Genomic DNA, 13,702 nt, shown 5'->3' with positions numbered 1-13,702 from the left:
GATGGCCCGTGTGCTCGTGGTCGACGACGACCTCACCGTTCGCGAGGTGCTGGCGTCCTACCTGCGCGCGGGCTCGCACGACGTCGTCGAGGCCGGGGACGGCGAGCAGGCGCTGCGCGCGATGAGCGAACGACCCGCCGACATCGTCATCCTCGACCTGATGCTGCCCGGCATCGACGGTCTGGAGGTGTGCCGGCGGCTCCGGCAGGCGAGCGAGGTGCCGATCATCATGCTCACCGCACTCGGCAGCGAGGCCGACCGGATCATGGGGCTCGAGCTCGGTGCCGACGACTACGTCGGCAAGCCGTTCAGTCCGCGGGAGCTGGTGCTGCGCGTCGACTCGGTGCTCAAGCGCACCGGCCACTCCGGCGAGGGCGGCGTGGTCTCCGACGGCTCCCTGGTTGTCGACGCCGACCGGCGAGTGGCGACCAACTCCGGGGCGGAGCTGTCCTTGACCACCCGGGAGTTCGACCTGCTCCGCTACCTGATCGCCCACCCCGGCAAGGCTTTCACCCGGGAGGACCTGCTCGAGCACGTCTGGGGATGGACGATCGGCGACCGTTCGACGGTCACCGTCCACGTACGCCGGCTGCGCGAGAAGATCGAGTCCGACCCGACCCGGCCGGAGCGGCTGGTCACGGTCTGGGGCGTCGGCTACCGCTGGGAGTCCGCGGAGGTGGGCGCATGAAGTTCGCCGATGCGGCCCAGATCGCCCTCGTCGCCGCGGGCGCCGGTCTCGCCGTCGGTCTGGCCGGGCTCCTGGTCGCCTGGCTGACGCGCCGCTGGTCGATCCGCTGGCAGCTCACTCTGGTCGCAGCGATCGCCGTGCTCACGGTCTTCGGTGGCGTACTCGGGATCGCCTGGATGATGTTCCTCTCCGGCCACGACCTGCAGGTCATCACCGTGGTCACCTCGATCGCCGTGGTGGTGGCGATCCTGGTCGCCTTCGTCATCGGCTCGGCGATGGTCCGCTGGTCCGGCGCCGTCCAGCAGCAGGCGCGCGGGATGGCGCTCGGGACGCGGCAGCAGCCTTCCGAGAGCGGACCGCGGGAGCTCAGGTCGCTCTCGGCCGAGCTCGCCGAGACCCAGCGGCGGCTCGAGGAGGCCAGTGCGCGGGAGGCCAGGCTCGAGGAGTCACGGCGCGAGCTGGTCTCCTGGGTGGCCCACGACCTGCGTACGCCGCTCTCGGGGCTCCGGGCGATGGCCGAGGCGCTCGAGGACGGGATCGCCGCCGATCCCCACCGCTACCACCAGCGCATCCGCGTCGAGGTCGAGCGGCTGGCCAGGCTCGTGGACGACCTCTTCGAGCTCTCCCGGATCCAGGCCGGCGCGCTCACCCTGACGCCGGAGCCGGTCCTGCTCGGTGACCTGGTCAGCGAGGCGCTGGCCGGGGCCGATCCGGTCGCCCGGGAGCGGCGGGTCCGGCTCGGTGGTCAGGTCGAGGACGGCCTCGAGATCACCGCCGACCCGGCCAGCCTGTCCCGCGTCGTCTCCAACCTGCTGATGAACGCCATCCGCCACACCCCTGCCGACGGCACCGTGGTGGTGCACTGCCAGATGGCTCCCGGAGACGTACGCAGCGTCGACCTCAGCGTCAGCGACGGCTGTGGCGGCCTGGATCCGAGCGACATGGAGCGGGTCTTCGATCTCGGCTGGCAGGGCAGCTCCGCGCGCACCCCGACCGCACCCGAGGGCGCAGACGGCGCCGGCGGCCAGGGCGCCGGTTTCGGCCTCGCCATCGTCAAAGGTCTCGTCGACGCACACCGCGGCAGGGTCTGGGTGGAGAACCTTCCGGCCGCGACCGGCTGCCGGTTCCACGTACGCCTGCCGGCCTGACTCCGGGGGCTCAGTCGACGGTCGAGCCCTCCAGCTCGTCGACGAGCACAAGGCCTCGCTCGGCCCAGGCGACCGCGGCACGCGCCTGGTCGATCAGGCCGTCGTAGGCGAAGATCTTGTAGCGCACGATCCGGTCCCACTGGCTCGCGTCGTAGTGCTCGAGCCGCCGGGCCAGCGTGGGGTGGCTGCGGTCGACGAGCGTGGCACGGGTGGCCTCGAGCATCGCCAGGTGCTCGGTCCAGTGGTCGCGGAACTGCTCCAGCTCGGCGCGCGCGGCACCGGGCTCGGCCCACTCCAGGTAGGCGGCCTTGAGGTAGGCGGGCTCCCGCTGCCGGCGGATCTCGATGGGCGAGTCCATCCACTCCCGGAAGGCCTTCACCCCGGCCTCGGTGACGGCGTACTCCTTCTTGGTGCCCTTCTTGCCCCACGGCACGACCGCGGACTCGAGCAGGCCGTCGCGCTCCATCCGGTTCAGCTCCGGGTAGATCTGCGAGTCGGGAGCGTGCCAGACGTGGGCCACCGACTGGCTGAACTGCTTGGAGACGTCGTAGCCGGTCATCGGGCGTGAGGTGAGCAGCGCGAGCAGCGCGTACCTCAGCGACATCGTGACCCCCTCTGCACGCAATGACTGTGGCGCGAGCGTACCCGCCTCTTGCCACTAACTATAGAGATAGGTAGTTTGTGACGAGCACAACACCTATCTCCATAGGGAGTTCCCACATGACCATCCCGGATTCGCCTCCGGTCACCGCCGCCAGCAAGATCTTCAACTTCCCCCGCAACGCCTGGTACGTCGCGGCCTGGGACCACGAGGTGACCGCGAAGCAGCCGCTCGCCCGCACCATCGCCGGCCGCCCGCTGGCCCTGTGGCGCAACGGTGACGGTCGTGCCGTCGCCCTCGCCGACGCCTGCTGGCACCGGCTGGCGCCGCTGTCGAAGGGCAAGGTGCTCGGCGACGAGATCCAGTGCCCCTACCACGGGCTGCGCTACAACTCGGCCGGCCGCTGCACGAGCATGCCCGCGCAGGAGACGATCAACCCGAGCGCGATCGTCCCGTCCTACCCGGTCGTGGAGCGCTACCGCTACGTGTGGGTCTGGGTCGGCGACCCCGACCTCGCCGACCCTGACGCCGTGCCCGACATGCACCAGATGGACTCCCCGGAGTGGGCCGGCGACGGCGAGACGATCTACGCGCCCTGCAACTACCAGCTGGTGCTCGACAACCTGATGGACCTCACCCACGAGGAGTTCGTGCACAGCTCGAGCATCGGGCAGGACGAGCTCTCCGAGGCCGAGTTCGAGGTGAGCCACACCGATCGCGGCGTGACCGTGACCCGCTGGATGCGCGACATCGACGCTCCGCCGTTCTGGCTCAAGAACATGCGCGACAGGTTCCCCGGCTTCAGCGGGAAGGTCGACCGCTGGCAGATCATCCACTTCGAGGCACCCTCGACGATCCGCATCGACGTCGGCGTCGCCAAGGCCGGCACCGGCGCCCCCGAGGGCGACCGCAGCCAGGGCGTCAACGGCTTCGTGATGAACACGATCACCCCCGAGACCGCGCGCACGTCGCACTACTTCTGGGCCTTCATGCGCAACTACCGCCTGGAGAGCCAGACGATCACGACCCAGCTGCGCCAGGGCGTCCACGGCGTCTTCGGCGAGGACGAGGAGATGCTGGCCGCGCAGCAGCGCGCGATCGACGCCAACCCGGAGCACGAGTTCTACAGCCTCAACATCGACGCCGGCGGGATGTGGGTACGCCGGATCCTGGACCGCATGCTGCAGGCGGAGGGTCTCCCCGCCGCCGCAGCGAAGTAGGCGGCGACCATGGCAGTGAACACCCAGACCTGGTGGCAGCAGGGCCGTGTGGTCGAGACCGATGACCTCGCCGAGGGCGTACGCCGCATCGTGCTGTGCCCCGACCGCCCCGTCCACGCCGCTCCCGGCACCCACATCGATCTCCGGCTCGACCTCTCCGGTCATGTGCGGAAGCGGTCCTACTCCATCGTCCGCTCCGAGGACGGCGGCCGCAGGCTCACCCTCGGCGTGCAGCTGGCCCCGAGCTCGCGCGGTGGGTCCCGCCACATGCATGGCCTCCGCGTGGGGGACGTGGTCGAGATGACCGGTCCGGTCCAGAGCTTCCCGCTCGGCGTCGGCGCCGACCGCTACGTGCTGGTCGCCGGCGGCATCGGCATCACCGCCCTGGTGGCGATGGCCGACACCCTGCGCCGCCGCGGCGCCGACTACACGCTCGTCCTGGCCGGCCGTCGGCGTGCGGTCATGGCCCACCTCGACGAGCTCGTCGAGGTGCACGGCGATCGCCTGCGGGTGTTCGTCGACGACGAGGACGTACGCCTCGACGTGGAGACGCTGGTCGGCGAGATCGCCGGCTCTTCGGCGGCGGCGCGGACCGAGATGTACATGTGCGGGCCGATCCGGCTGATGGACGCGATCCGCCGCGCCTGGGCGGCCCATGAGCTGCCGGAGCCCAACCTGCGGTTCGAGACGTTCGGCAGCAGCGGCGCCTGGGCGGCGGAGGACTTCGTCGTGCACCTCCCCCAGTTCGACCGCTCCGTCCGCGTCGGCAAGGACAGCTCGATGCTCGACGCGCTCGAGGACGCCGGCGTCGACGTGATGTGGGACTGCCGCAAGGGCGAGTGCGGGATCTGCCAGGTCAAGGTCCTCGACGTCAGCGGCCGGATCGACCACCGCGACGTCTTCCTGAGCCAGCAGCAGAAGGAGACGTACGCCTCCTTGTGCCTCTGCGTCGCTCGCGCCGCCCGCGGCGAACCCGGCAATCCCGGCGATCCCGGCGATCCCGGCGATCCCGGCTCAGCCTCCGCCGAACCGGCCGCCGTGACCCTGCATCTTCCGTGAACCCCCACCCCGAAAGAGACCCGAGATGAACCTTCGTGCGCGCATCGACGCCGCCGCGATGACCCCGTATCAGTGGATGGTCGTCGCCCTCTGCGTCCTGCTGAACTGTCTTGACGGATTCGACGTGATGGCGATGGCCTTCACCGCCTCCTCGCTGAGCGAGGAGTTCGCGCTGAGCGGCTCGGAGCTCGGCGTGCTGCTGAGCGCCGGCCTCGTCGGCATGGCGGTCGGCTCGCTGGCGCTGGCTCCGGTCGCCGACGTCATCGGACGCCGGCCGCTGATCCTGATCAGCGTCGGCCTGGCGACCCTCGGCATGCTGCTCTCCGCGGTCGCCCCCTCGGCCGTCCTCCTCGGCCTCGCCCGCGTCGTCACCGGACTGGGGGTCGGCGGCATCCTGGCCAGCACCAACGTGATCGCGAGCGAGTACGCCTCGGCGCGCTGGCGCGGTCTGGCGATCGGCCTCTACACGGCGGGGTACGGCATCGGCGCCACCCTGGGCGGCGTGGCCGCGCGCGGCATGCTGGCCGACCTGGGCTGGCGCAGCGTCTTCGTCGCCGGCGGCGTCGCGACCGGGATCGCGCTGATCCTCCTCGTCGTGCTGCTGCCCGAGTCGGTCGACTTCCTGGTCCAGCGCCGGCCGCGGCAGGCCGTCGAGCGGATCAACCGGATCCTCGGCCGGCTCGGGCAGCCCGCGATCACCTCGGACGCCCTGGAGGCCGCGCCGCGGCCGACGACGCGGCACCGCAGCGGCAACCCCGGCGTACTGCTGAGCGCTGACCTGCGCCGCTCGACCCTGCTCATCTGGGTGGCGTTCCTGGCCACGATGTTCGGCTTCTACTTCGTCAACAGCTGGACCCCGCAGCTGCTGGTGACCTCGGGGATGTCCGAGGCGGACGCGGTCACCGCCGGCATGATGCTGGCGCTGGGCGGCACCGCCGGCTCGGTCCTCTACGGCCTCGTCGCCTCCCGGCTGGACAGCCGCCTGGTCCTGATCGGCTTCACGGTGCTCTCGGCGCTGACGATGGTCGTCTTCATCACCAGCACGGCGCTGCTCACCGTCGCGCTGATCATCGGCGTGGTCGTCGGCGCGCTCATCAACGGCTGCATCGCCGGCCTCTACACGATCACCCCGGCCGTCTACAGCACCGAGATCCGCAGCACCGGCATGGGCTGGGCGATCGGCATCGGCCGCATCGGAGCGATCCTGTCGCCGATGCTCGCCGGGCGCCTCCTCGACGCCTCGTGGACGCCGGTCAACCTGTACGTCGGCGCTGCCGTCGTCGTCGCCATCTCCGCCGTCGCGCTGCTCTTCCTGCGGACCGGGCAGGCCGCTCGGACCGTTCCGGACATGGCCTCGGCCTAGGCGCCGGGAATCGGTCCGTCCCGGCTGCAACCGGGACGGGCCGTGGACCGTCTAGATCGGCAGGACGCCCGCTCGGGGCGTACGACCGACGAGGAGTCACCATGTCCACATCCCGCATCCAGCTCCGTGCCGCGCTCGCGGCGACCGCCGTTGTCGGTCTGCTCGGCCTCGCCGGGTGCGGGAGCGACCCGGCTCCGTCGGCCGGATCGCCCTCCGCCGCCCCCGCCTCCTCGGCTCCGTCCTCGGCTCCGCCTTCGGAAGCGCCCGCGACTCCCACGCCGACGCCAGCCCCGTCGGAGGTCCCGATCACCGCCACCCCGACCCCGAAGCTGGACTGGGGCGGCCCGCTGGCACCCGGGGCCTTCGGGAGGATCATGGCCGAGGGCAACGTACGTTCGCTCGTGCAGCAGGGCTGGATGACCCGCGACGCCGCGCGCGAGGAGGCCTGCGAGGGCAAGCACTGGAAGTGGGCCGACCAGGTCGGCGACGGCGTCGACGTCACCTACGACCAGCAGGGCGAGATCGTCTCCTTCGGGATGAGCAAGCCCGTCCTGGAGACCGCTCGAGGCGTCACGATCGGCGACTCCCTGATGGTCCTCAAGGACATCTACGGGACCGGCGCCCAGCAGACCAACGACTACGGCCAGACGACCTGGGTCGTCAAGGACAGCGACCGCTGGATCGGCTTCCTGCTCTCCGGCAACACCCGCGACGCGAAGGTCGAGTTCATCGAGGTCTCCGTCGGACGTCAGCCGGGCCTGCTCCGCGACGGGTGCTGAGGTGCTGTGACGGTGGCCATAGGCACCTGTGCGCAGAGCACAAACGATCGCCAGGTGCCCACCGCGCCGCGTTGGTAGCCTCCGGTCATGCCCAGCCAGCGCTCCGAAGATGCACCGCCGTCACCTCTTCCGCAACCGTCGGCGATAACCCGCACGTTGGCGCAGCGCCTGCTGCCGCGCGCCGAGGAGCTCGGCACGGTGCTGCGGGACACGCTGCAGGCCAAGGACGAGCGCTACGCGACCACCGATCTGATCGCGGCGGAAGAGCTGCTGCAGTCCTGTCGCGACAACATGCTGCGCTCGCTGCAGTCACTGGCAGACCAGGTGCCGCCGGGCGTGGACGTCTTCGACGCTGCTCAGACCACCGCGCGGCGCCGGGCGGATTCCGGCTTCCCGCTCGAGTCGCTGTTGCACGCCTACCGGCTCGGCACGGAGGTGCTCTGGGCCGCACTTCTCGACGAGGCCCGCTCCCGGGTCCCCGAGCTGCTCGACGAGCTCCTGGACAGCGCCGTGCAGGTCATGCAGCTCATCGACCTGATGTCGACGGCCGTCGCCGACGAGTACCGGACCCGGGAGCTCGAGGCCAAGCAGCGCGACACCGAACGCAGGCAGGCGATCCTCGACGGCCTGCTGGAGGGGCGCGCCGCGGACCCTGGATTCGCCGCCGAGGCGATGCGAATCCTGGGCCTGACCTCGGAGACGAGGATCGCGGTCGTGGTGATCCGGCACCGCACCTCGGCGACCGGACCTCCTCCGTCGCCGGGGACGGCGCTGGCCGCTGCCGGATTCCGCTCCGAGTGGCGCCTGCGGTCCGACCGCGAGATCGGGCTCGTCGACCTGGGCCGGGCGACGGTCCCGCAGCTGGTCGGACGGCTGTCGTCGATCGTCGACGGTTGGGTGGGTGTCTCCCAGGAGACGGTCGGCCTGGCAGAGGTGCTCGCCGAGTTCCGGATGGCGGAGCTGGTACTGGCCAGCCTGCCGGCCGACGAGCCCGGCGTCGCCGCTCTCACCGAGCGACTACCCGAGGTGCTGGTCGCCGCGAACCGTCCGATCGCGGACCGGATCCGGTCCCGCGCTCTGGGCGACCTGCTCACCGTCCCTCTCGACAAGCAGGAGTCGCTCCTCGACACCCTGGACCGCTGGTTCGCCAACAACCGGTCCACCTCAGAGACGGCGACGGAGATGCACTGCCACCGCAACACGGTGGTCTACCGCCTCAAGCAGATCGAGGAGCTGACCGGCTGCCGCCTCGACGACGGACGCGATCAGCTGCTGCTCCGACTGGCGCTTCTGGTCTCCTGAATCAGGTGCGCCTAACTGTGCTGCAGCACAGTTGGGCGCCTCCAACTCTGTGCGTGTCGCTGATGCCGCGGGCCCCTGTCCGGTGGCACCGTGAGACGCGCATCGAGCTCGGAGGTATGTGTCATGGGGACACCACAAATCGATCGTCGCTTCTTCCTGACCCGCGTCGGGGTGCTGGGGGCTCTGGCCGCGGCGGGCACCGTGGTGCCCGGGGCCGCGAGGGCGGTGACCAGCGGATCCCCGACGGATCCGCTGGTCGATGTGGTGGCCAAGCTGTTGGCCGAGATCGCCCGCGACACGATCAACGGTCTCGCCGTCTTCGTCGCGCCCGGCCCTGATGCCTACTCCAGGACCCAGGGGACCCCGCGCCAGGAGCCGGGCGCGATGGAGGCGAAGACTCCCGACTTCCTGATCGAGTCGCTCGACAACTACGTACCACTGCCGGACCAGGTCGCGACGGCGGTCGGCCGCGCGCTCGCCAACGGGCTCGCCGACGTGCCGATCGTGGTGCCGAACGGCCTCCCGCTGGTCACCAACGGCCTGCTCGCCGATCTCGACGACGCCATCAAGCTGCTGCTCCGCAACGACGCGGCCCTCCCGCTGTCCGTCGTGATCGCGCTGCTGCTCAACTCCCAGGCGGTTCGGGTCGATCCCGGATCGGCGGCCGGGGCGCACCTCTCGCCGTTCTCCCGGCTGTCCTTCGCGAAGAAGGCGGAGGTCTTCGAGCTTCTCGAACAGGCCGATCCGCAGCTCGTCGGCTCGATCGACGCCGAGCTGCCCGAGCCTCTGCAGGGCACGACGTCGGGGATCATGCGGTTCATCGCAGGAGCCCTGCTGGAGTTCTCCGTCTTCGGCACCTTCTGCGAGTGGTCGACCTTCGATGCCGCCGGCCTGACCGTCACCGAGCGACCCGTCGGCTGGGACCTGACGAAGTACGACCCCGGGAGCATGGACGGCTGGGACGAGTTCAAGGGCTACTACCAGGGACGACAGAAAGTGAGCGCCCGCTGATGCGCGACGTGATCATCATCGGAGCCGGAGGCGGGGGCGCGGTCGCCGCCAAAGAGCTCGCCGCACAGGGGCTCGACGTACTCGTGATCGAGGGTGGGCCGCGGCACGCCAAGCCCCGCGAGCAGTGGAGTCGGCTGGAGAACGACGCCAACAACCCGCTCACCGGCTACCTCCGGGTCGGACAGGAGGACCGCGACCGGCCGGCGGCCTACCGCGAACTGCCCCAGAACTCATTCCTGTGGCAGGTCTCCGGGGTCGGCGGGACGACTCAACACTACTTCGGCAACAGCCCGCGGGCGTACCCCGGGGTCTTCGCCGGGTACGACGGCCCCGACGCCGCCCTGTACGACGTCGAGCACCTCTTCCCGTTCTCCTACGCCGATCTGGTGCCGTACTTCGAATGGGTGGAGACGACGCTGCCCGTGCAGACGGCCGCCGTCGGCACCAAGGAGTCGGTCTACCTGCGGGGCTGCGAGACCCTCGGCCTTCCGGTCCAGAAGACGAAGACGACGCTCGAGGCGTCGTACCGACCCCAGGAGAACGCGATCCTCCAGCCGGGCGGCACGGCCGGCAGGACGAACGACGCCAACCTGCTGAAGTTCCCGCAGGCGACCGGCTGCACGTTCTGCGGCCACTGCTTCCAGGGTTGCACGTCGCCGGACAAGGCGCCTCGCAACCTGGTCGCGAAGCGCTCGACGGACAACAGCTACATGCCGATGGCGCTGACCGCAGAGTCCTGGGCCGACGGCGGCAAGGCCGTCGAGCTGGTCACGGACGCGACAGTCACCAAGATCCGTACCGAGGACGTTCACGGCGAGCTGACCGCGACCGGTGTGACCTGGCTGGACAACCCGACCGGCATGGTGCACACCGAGGACGCGAAGGTCGTCGTGATGTCCGGCGGCGCCGTGGAGAACCCACGGCTGTGGTTCAACAGCGAGCTGCCCAACCCCAACGACTGGGTCGGTCGGGGCTTCACCGACCACTACCTCGACTGGACCTTCGGCCTCTTCGACGAGAACGTCGGCAGCTCCAAGGGACCGGCCTCCGCGGCGCGTACCGACTATCCGGGTTACGGGATGAACATGAACGTCGGCCTGATGCCCGGCATCGAGGCGTTCACGATGACCTTCTCCGACAGCGGGATCCGCGGCCAGTACACCAACGGACGCGGGATGACCGGCGCCTGGGACGGCGAGACCGGCCGGCTGATCGGGCCCGAGCTGAAGGACGTGCTCGGGCACGGCCTCGACAACATCCTCAACGTCGTCAGCATCGTCGACGACGACGTCTCCCCGGTCAACCGGGTGACGCTCTCCGCGCTGCCTGCCGACGAGAACGGCCCGATCCCGAAGGTCACGTTCGCCAACCGGCACCGGACGCCCCGCAGCCAGCGCAACCGTGAGTTCCTCGCCCGCGAAGCAGCCCGGCTGTTGAAGGGCGCCGGGGCCAAGAAGGTCTACCGGATGGACTTCCCCGCGCTTCCGCTGCACGTCCACTCGACGATGCGGATGGGCGAGTCCGAGGAGAACTCGGTGGTCGACCACAGCGGTGAGACCCGGGCGGTGAAGCGGCTCTTCGTCGCCGACAACTCCGCGCTACCCAACTCGGTGGGCGGCCCCAACCCGACGCTGACGATGCAGGCGATGGTCACCCGGATCAGCGAGCACATCGTGACTCGCTACTTCGACGGCGAGGCCTGGGTCGCGAAGGGGTCGTCGGTCATCTCGACCGACGCGCGGATCTCGCGCGGCCTCATGAAGCTCGGGCTCTAGGGAGACGTACGGTGGAGGTGACCGGATCCCGTTCTCGTGGAGGTATCCCATGTCCCGTCGCGCAACGGCTGCCGCACTCGCTGCCGGTAGCCTGCTGACCCTCTCCGCCTGCGGTGAGGGGGCAGATCCTGACCCGGACGATCGCAACGAGGTGAGCGCGAGGTTCGCCGATCCCGACGGAAAGAGGGTCGGGACCGTCGAGATCGAGGAGGACGACGGGGCCACCCAGATCAGCGTCCGGGTGAGCGGCCTACCGGCCGGCTACCACGGCTTCCACGTGCACACGACCGGCAGGTGCGAGGCCGACAGCGCTGCCCCGGACGACCCGTCGAAGACCGGCGACTTCCTCTCCGCGGGCGGCCACCTCAACCCGGACGACAGCGCCCACGGCGAGCACCTCGGCGACCTGCCGGCGCTCCTCGTGAACGAGGACGGCACCGCCAACCTGGAGTTCACCGGCCCTTTCACGCTCGACGACCTCCGGGACGCGGACGGCAGCGCGGTGATGATCCACGCGGACCGGGACAACTACGCCAACGTCCCGGAGCGCTACGCGCCCGAGGGCCCGGACGAGGACACCGCCAAGACCGGCGACGCAGGCGACCGGATCGCCTGTGCGGTGATCGAGGCCGGCTGATCCCCGGCGAAATGAGGGGACGTACGCCGCACCTGGCCGCAGACTGTGGCGGTGACCACCGAACTCACCCCGACCGACATGACCCATCTGCGTCGATGCCTGGAGCTGGCGGCGGAGGCGCTCGCGGACGGCGACGGGCCGTTCGGGTCCGTCCTGGCCGACGCCGCCGGCAACGCGCTCCAGGAGGACCGCAACCGCGAGCACTCGACCGGTGACCCGACGGCTCACCCGGAGATCGTCCTCGCCCGTTGGGCGGCGACCCAGCTCGACGAGGAGATCCGCGCCGGGGCGACGGTCTACACCTCCGGCGAGCACTGCCCGATGTGCTCGGCGGCGCACGGCTGGTCAGGGGTCGGCCGGATCGTCTACATCGCCTCCTCCGAGCAGCTGACGCAGTGGCGGACCGGCTGGGGAGCAGGTGAGTCGCCGGTGCGGCCGCTGCCGATCCAGGAGGTCGCGCCGCAGGTCGCCGTCGTCGGCCCCGTCCTCGAGCTGGTCGAGGAGATCCACGCGCTCCACCAGGCGGCAGCGCGGCCCTGAACACCGCCTGGAGCCACACCTCTCGACCTCGTGGCACAGTGATCGGGTGATCACCGCAGCAGACTTGGCGCAGGCAGTCGCTCCTGCTTTCGCGGAGCTGTGCCAGGCCGGAGAGTCGACCCGCCACGTGCTCGGCGTGGAGCTCGTCGAAGCCGACGGACCGATCCAGGTCGAGCGCGGCGACGTGGTCCTGGCTGTGGGCGTGCGCTCGCTGGACGACGCTCTGGAGGTCGTCGGCAAGGCTGGCGACGCGGCAGCGCTCGTGCTCCGGCGATCGTGGGCCGACCACGACGAGGTGCGTAGTCGCTGCGCCGAGCGGGGACTGCCGCTGCTGGCGATCCCGGACGAGGCGCCGTGGTCGCCGGTGATGGCGATGCTGCGGAAGGCACTCGAGGCCGCCCAGACCGGCCGGAGCCCGGAACCGGCCGACGACCTCTACTCCGACCTGTTCGACATGGCCGACAAGGTGGGCGCGTTGCTCGGGGCGCCGGTCACGGTCGAGGACGCCGCCTCACGGGTGCTCGCCTACTCCACCGGCCAGGAGGACGTCGACCAGGCGCGGATGTCGACCATCGTGGGCCGCCGGGTGCCGCGCGAGGTGCGCAACCACTTCCGCTCGGTAGGCGTCTTCCGACACCTCGCCCGCTCCGACGAACCGCTCTTCGTGCCCGCGGCGAACCCGGGCACCCGGCCTCGCTACGTCATCCCGGTGCGCGCGGGCGGCGAGTGGCTCGGTTCGATCTGGGCCGTGGTCGACGAACCTCCCCGAGCCGCACGATCGGGCGAGTTGCGGGCCGCCGTCGACGTGATCACCCTCTACCTGCTGCGCCTGCGCACCCACACCGAGCTGCACCGTCAGACGCAGCTCGACCACGTCCGCACCGCCCTGCGCGGCGACACGACGGACCGACCCGAGTGGCTCGGTCCGGAGCCGTGGCGGGTGGCCGCGCTCACCGGCCCGGAAGGCCTGGGAATCGAGGCGCGTGCCGAGTTGTGGGTGATCCTGGCGCGTCGGCACGGCTGGCGGCAGCCGGTCGTGGTCGACCTCGACGGGCTCCTGTACGCGGTGCTCTCAGACTCATCCGGCCCCGGATCGACCGCCTGGTTCACCGACCTGGTCCGCGCCGAGTCACGGCACAGCCCCACGGTCGGGATGCGGCTCGGCTCGGCGGTGGGAACGGTGGCCGAGCTGCTCCGGTCCCGGACCGAGGCGGCCGAGCTGTCCACCGTCGAGCTCACCGGCCACCGCCGGGCGGTGGCCTCGGTCGAGGACTGCTGGCCCGAGCTGGTGCTCGCCCGCGCCCTGTCTGGAATGGCCCGGATGCCGCTGCTCTCGCCGGTCGCCAGGCTCACCACGCCCGACGCCGACGCCACCCTGCTGGCGACGCTCGAGGCCGTCGTCGACCACTGGGGCGAGGTCGGCCGGGCGGCGCGGGTGCTGGGGGTGCACCCCAACACCGTGCGCTACCGCCTGGCCCGACTCGCCGAGGCCTGTCCGCTCGACCTCGATGACCCCGCCCAGCGCCTGGCCGTACGCCTCGAGCTGGCGCGCGCCCGCGCCGACGCGGCGAACGAGTGA

General features: G+C 70.8%; 13 protein-coding genes. 12 read left to right on the top strand and 1 reads right to left on the bottom strand.

The genetic code is table 11. From position 1 onward, the window contains the following. Position 1 precedes the first annotated feature (1 nt). Together ACFWQC_RS00760 and ACFWQC_RS00755 are read left to right on the top strand one after the other, a co-directional pair. Positions 2 to 688 (top strand): response regulator transcription factor, encoded by a 687-nt coding sequence (locus ACFWQC_RS00760; protein ID WP_378671742.1) that lies wholly within the window; start codon positions 2 to 4, stop codon positions 686 to 688. Continuing rightward, on the top strand, positions 685 to 1,836 hold the full coding sequence (locus tag ACFWQC_RS00755; RefSeq protein ID WP_378671741.1) for a sensor histidine kinase: 1,152 nt from the start codon (positions 685 to 687) through the stop codon (positions 1,834 to 1,836). Before ACFWQC_RS00760 ends, ACFWQC_RS00755 begins: the two co-directional genes overlap by 4 nt. 10 nt (positions 1,837 to 1,846) lie before the next feature. Here ACFWQC_RS00755 and ACFWQC_RS00750 read toward each other — a convergent pair whose 3' ends face one another. Further along, positions 1,847 to 2,440 (bottom strand): PadR family transcriptional regulator, encoded by a 594-nt coding sequence (locus ACFWQC_RS00750; RefSeq protein ID WP_355223753.1) that lies wholly within the window; start codon positions 2,438 to 2,440, stop codon positions 1,847 to 1,849. A 116-nt stretch (positions 2,441 to 2,556) separates the two neighbouring features. On the opposite strand from ACFWQC_RS00750, the gene ACFWQC_RS00745 reads away from it, so the two are divergent. From ACFWQC_RS00745 to ACFWQC_RS00700, 10 genes are all read left to right on the top strand, one after another. After that, a complete protein-coding gene (locus ACFWQC_RS00745; protein ID WP_378671739.1) occupies positions 2,557 to 3,657 on the top strand; it encodes a Rieske 2Fe-2S domain-containing protein in 1,101 nt (366 codons plus the stop codon). A gap of 9 nt (positions 3,658 to 3,666) precedes the next feature. Then, positions 3,667 to 4,716 carry a PDR/VanB family oxidoreductase gene (locus ACFWQC_RS00740; RefSeq protein WP_378671738.1) on the top strand — a complete coding sequence of 350 codons (1,050 nt, stop codon included), beginning with the start codon at positions 3,667 to 3,669 and terminating at the stop codon, positions 4,714 to 4,716. Between the two features lie 25 nt (positions 4,717 to 4,741). Next, a complete protein-coding gene (locus ACFWQC_RS00735) occupies positions 4,742 to 6,079 on the top strand; it encodes an MFS transporter (protein WP_378671736.1) in 1,338 nt (445 codons plus the stop codon). A gap of 101 nt (positions 6,080 to 6,180) precedes the next feature. Continuing rightward, entirely contained in the window at positions 6,181 to 6,858 is a 678-nt protein-coding gene (locus ACFWQC_RS00730) for a hypothetical protein (RefSeq protein ID WP_378671734.1), read from the top strand. 87 nt (positions 6,859 to 6,945) lie between these two features. Next, positions 6,946 to 8,160: a PucR family transcriptional regulator gene (locus tag ACFWQC_RS00725; protein ID WP_378671733.1), complete on the top strand. Its 1,215-nt coding sequence runs from the start codon at positions 6,946 to 6,948 to the stop codon at positions 8,158 to 8,160. Positions 8,161 to 8,283: 123 nt separating this feature from the next. Further along, entirely contained in the window at positions 8,284 to 9,171 is an 888-nt protein-coding gene (locus tag ACFWQC_RS00720) for a hypothetical protein (RefSeq protein ID WP_378671731.1), read from the top strand. Then, the gene (locus ACFWQC_RS00715) at positions 9,171 to 10,946 is read left to right on the top strand and encodes a GMC family oxidoreductase N-terminal domain-containing protein (RefSeq protein WP_378671730.1); all 1,776 of its coding nucleotides are present in this window, start codon (positions 9,171 to 9,173) and stop codon (positions 10,944 to 10,946) included. The genes ACFWQC_RS00720 and ACFWQC_RS00715 overlap by 1 nt, the downstream gene beginning before the upstream one ends. 49 nt (positions 10,947 to 10,995) lie before the next feature. Continuing rightward, a complete protein-coding gene (locus ACFWQC_RS00710) occupies positions 10,996 to 11,583 on the top strand; it encodes a superoxide dismutase family protein (protein WP_378671729.1) in 588 nt (195 codons plus the stop codon). Positions 11,584 to 11,634: 51 nt separating this feature from the next. Further along, positions 11,635 to 12,123 carry a nucleoside deaminase gene (locus ACFWQC_RS00705; RefSeq protein WP_378671727.1) on the top strand — a complete coding sequence of 163 codons (489 nt, stop codon included), beginning with the start codon at positions 11,635 to 11,637 and terminating at the stop codon, positions 12,121 to 12,123. Positions 12,124 to 12,169: 46 nt separating this feature from the next. Beyond that, positions 12,170 to 13,702, top strand: coding sequence for a PucR family transcriptional regulator (locus tag ACFWQC_RS00700; RefSeq protein WP_378671725.1), 1,533 nt, complete (start codon positions 12,170 to 12,172; stop codon positions 13,700 to 13,702).

Origin of the sequence: Nocardioides sp. NPDC058538 (genome assembly GCF_042719275.1) — a bacterium.
Lineage (GTDB): Bacteria > Actinomycetota > Actinomycetes > Propionibacteriales > Nocardioidaceae > Nocardioides.
The sequence above is the reverse complement of the archived record's forward strand: the minus strand, read 5'-3'. Positions and strand labels throughout refer to the sequence as shown.

Excerpts from the sequence above, each read along its gene's own strand:
- ACFWQC_RS00760 (WP_378671742.1), top strand. The coding sequence starts at position 2 with ATGGCCCGTGTGCTCGTGGTCGACGACGACCTCACCGTTCGCGAGGTG.
- ACFWQC_RS00755 (WP_378671741.1), top strand. The coding sequence starts at position 685 with ATGAAGTTCGCCGATGCGGCCCAGATCGCCCTCGTCGCCGCGGGCGCC.
- ACFWQC_RS00750 (WP_355223753.1), bottom strand. The coding sequence starts at position 2,440 with ATGTCGCTGAGGTACGCGCTGCTCGCGCTGCTCACCTCACGCCCGATG.
- ACFWQC_RS00745 (WP_378671739.1), top strand. The coding sequence starts at position 2,557 with ATGACCATCCCGGATTCGCCTCCGGTCACCGCCGCCAGCAAGATCTTC.
- ACFWQC_RS00740 (WP_378671738.1), top strand. The coding sequence starts at position 3,667 with ATGGCAGTGAACACCCAGACCTGGTGGCAGCAGGGCCGTGTGGTCGAG.
- ACFWQC_RS00735 (WP_378671736.1), top strand. The coding sequence starts at position 4,742 with ATGAACCTTCGTGCGCGCATCGACGCCGCCGCGATGACCCCGTATCAG.
- ACFWQC_RS00730 (WP_378671734.1), top strand. The coding sequence starts at position 6,181 with ATGTCCACATCCCGCATCCAGCTCCGTGCCGCGCTCGCGGCGACCGCC.
- ACFWQC_RS00725 (WP_378671733.1), top strand. The coding sequence starts at position 6,946 with ATGCCCAGCCAGCGCTCCGAAGATGCACCGCCGTCACCTCTTCCGCAA.
- ACFWQC_RS00720 (WP_378671731.1), top strand. The coding sequence starts at position 8,284 with ATGGGGACACCACAAATCGATCGTCGCTTCTTCCTGACCCGCGTCGGG.
- ACFWQC_RS00715 (WP_378671730.1), top strand. The coding sequence starts at position 9,171 with ATGCGCGACGTGATCATCATCGGAGCCGGAGGCGGGGGCGCGGTCGCC.
- ACFWQC_RS00710 (WP_378671729.1), top strand. The coding sequence starts at position 10,996 with ATGTCCCGTCGCGCAACGGCTGCCGCACTCGCTGCCGGTAGCCTGCTG.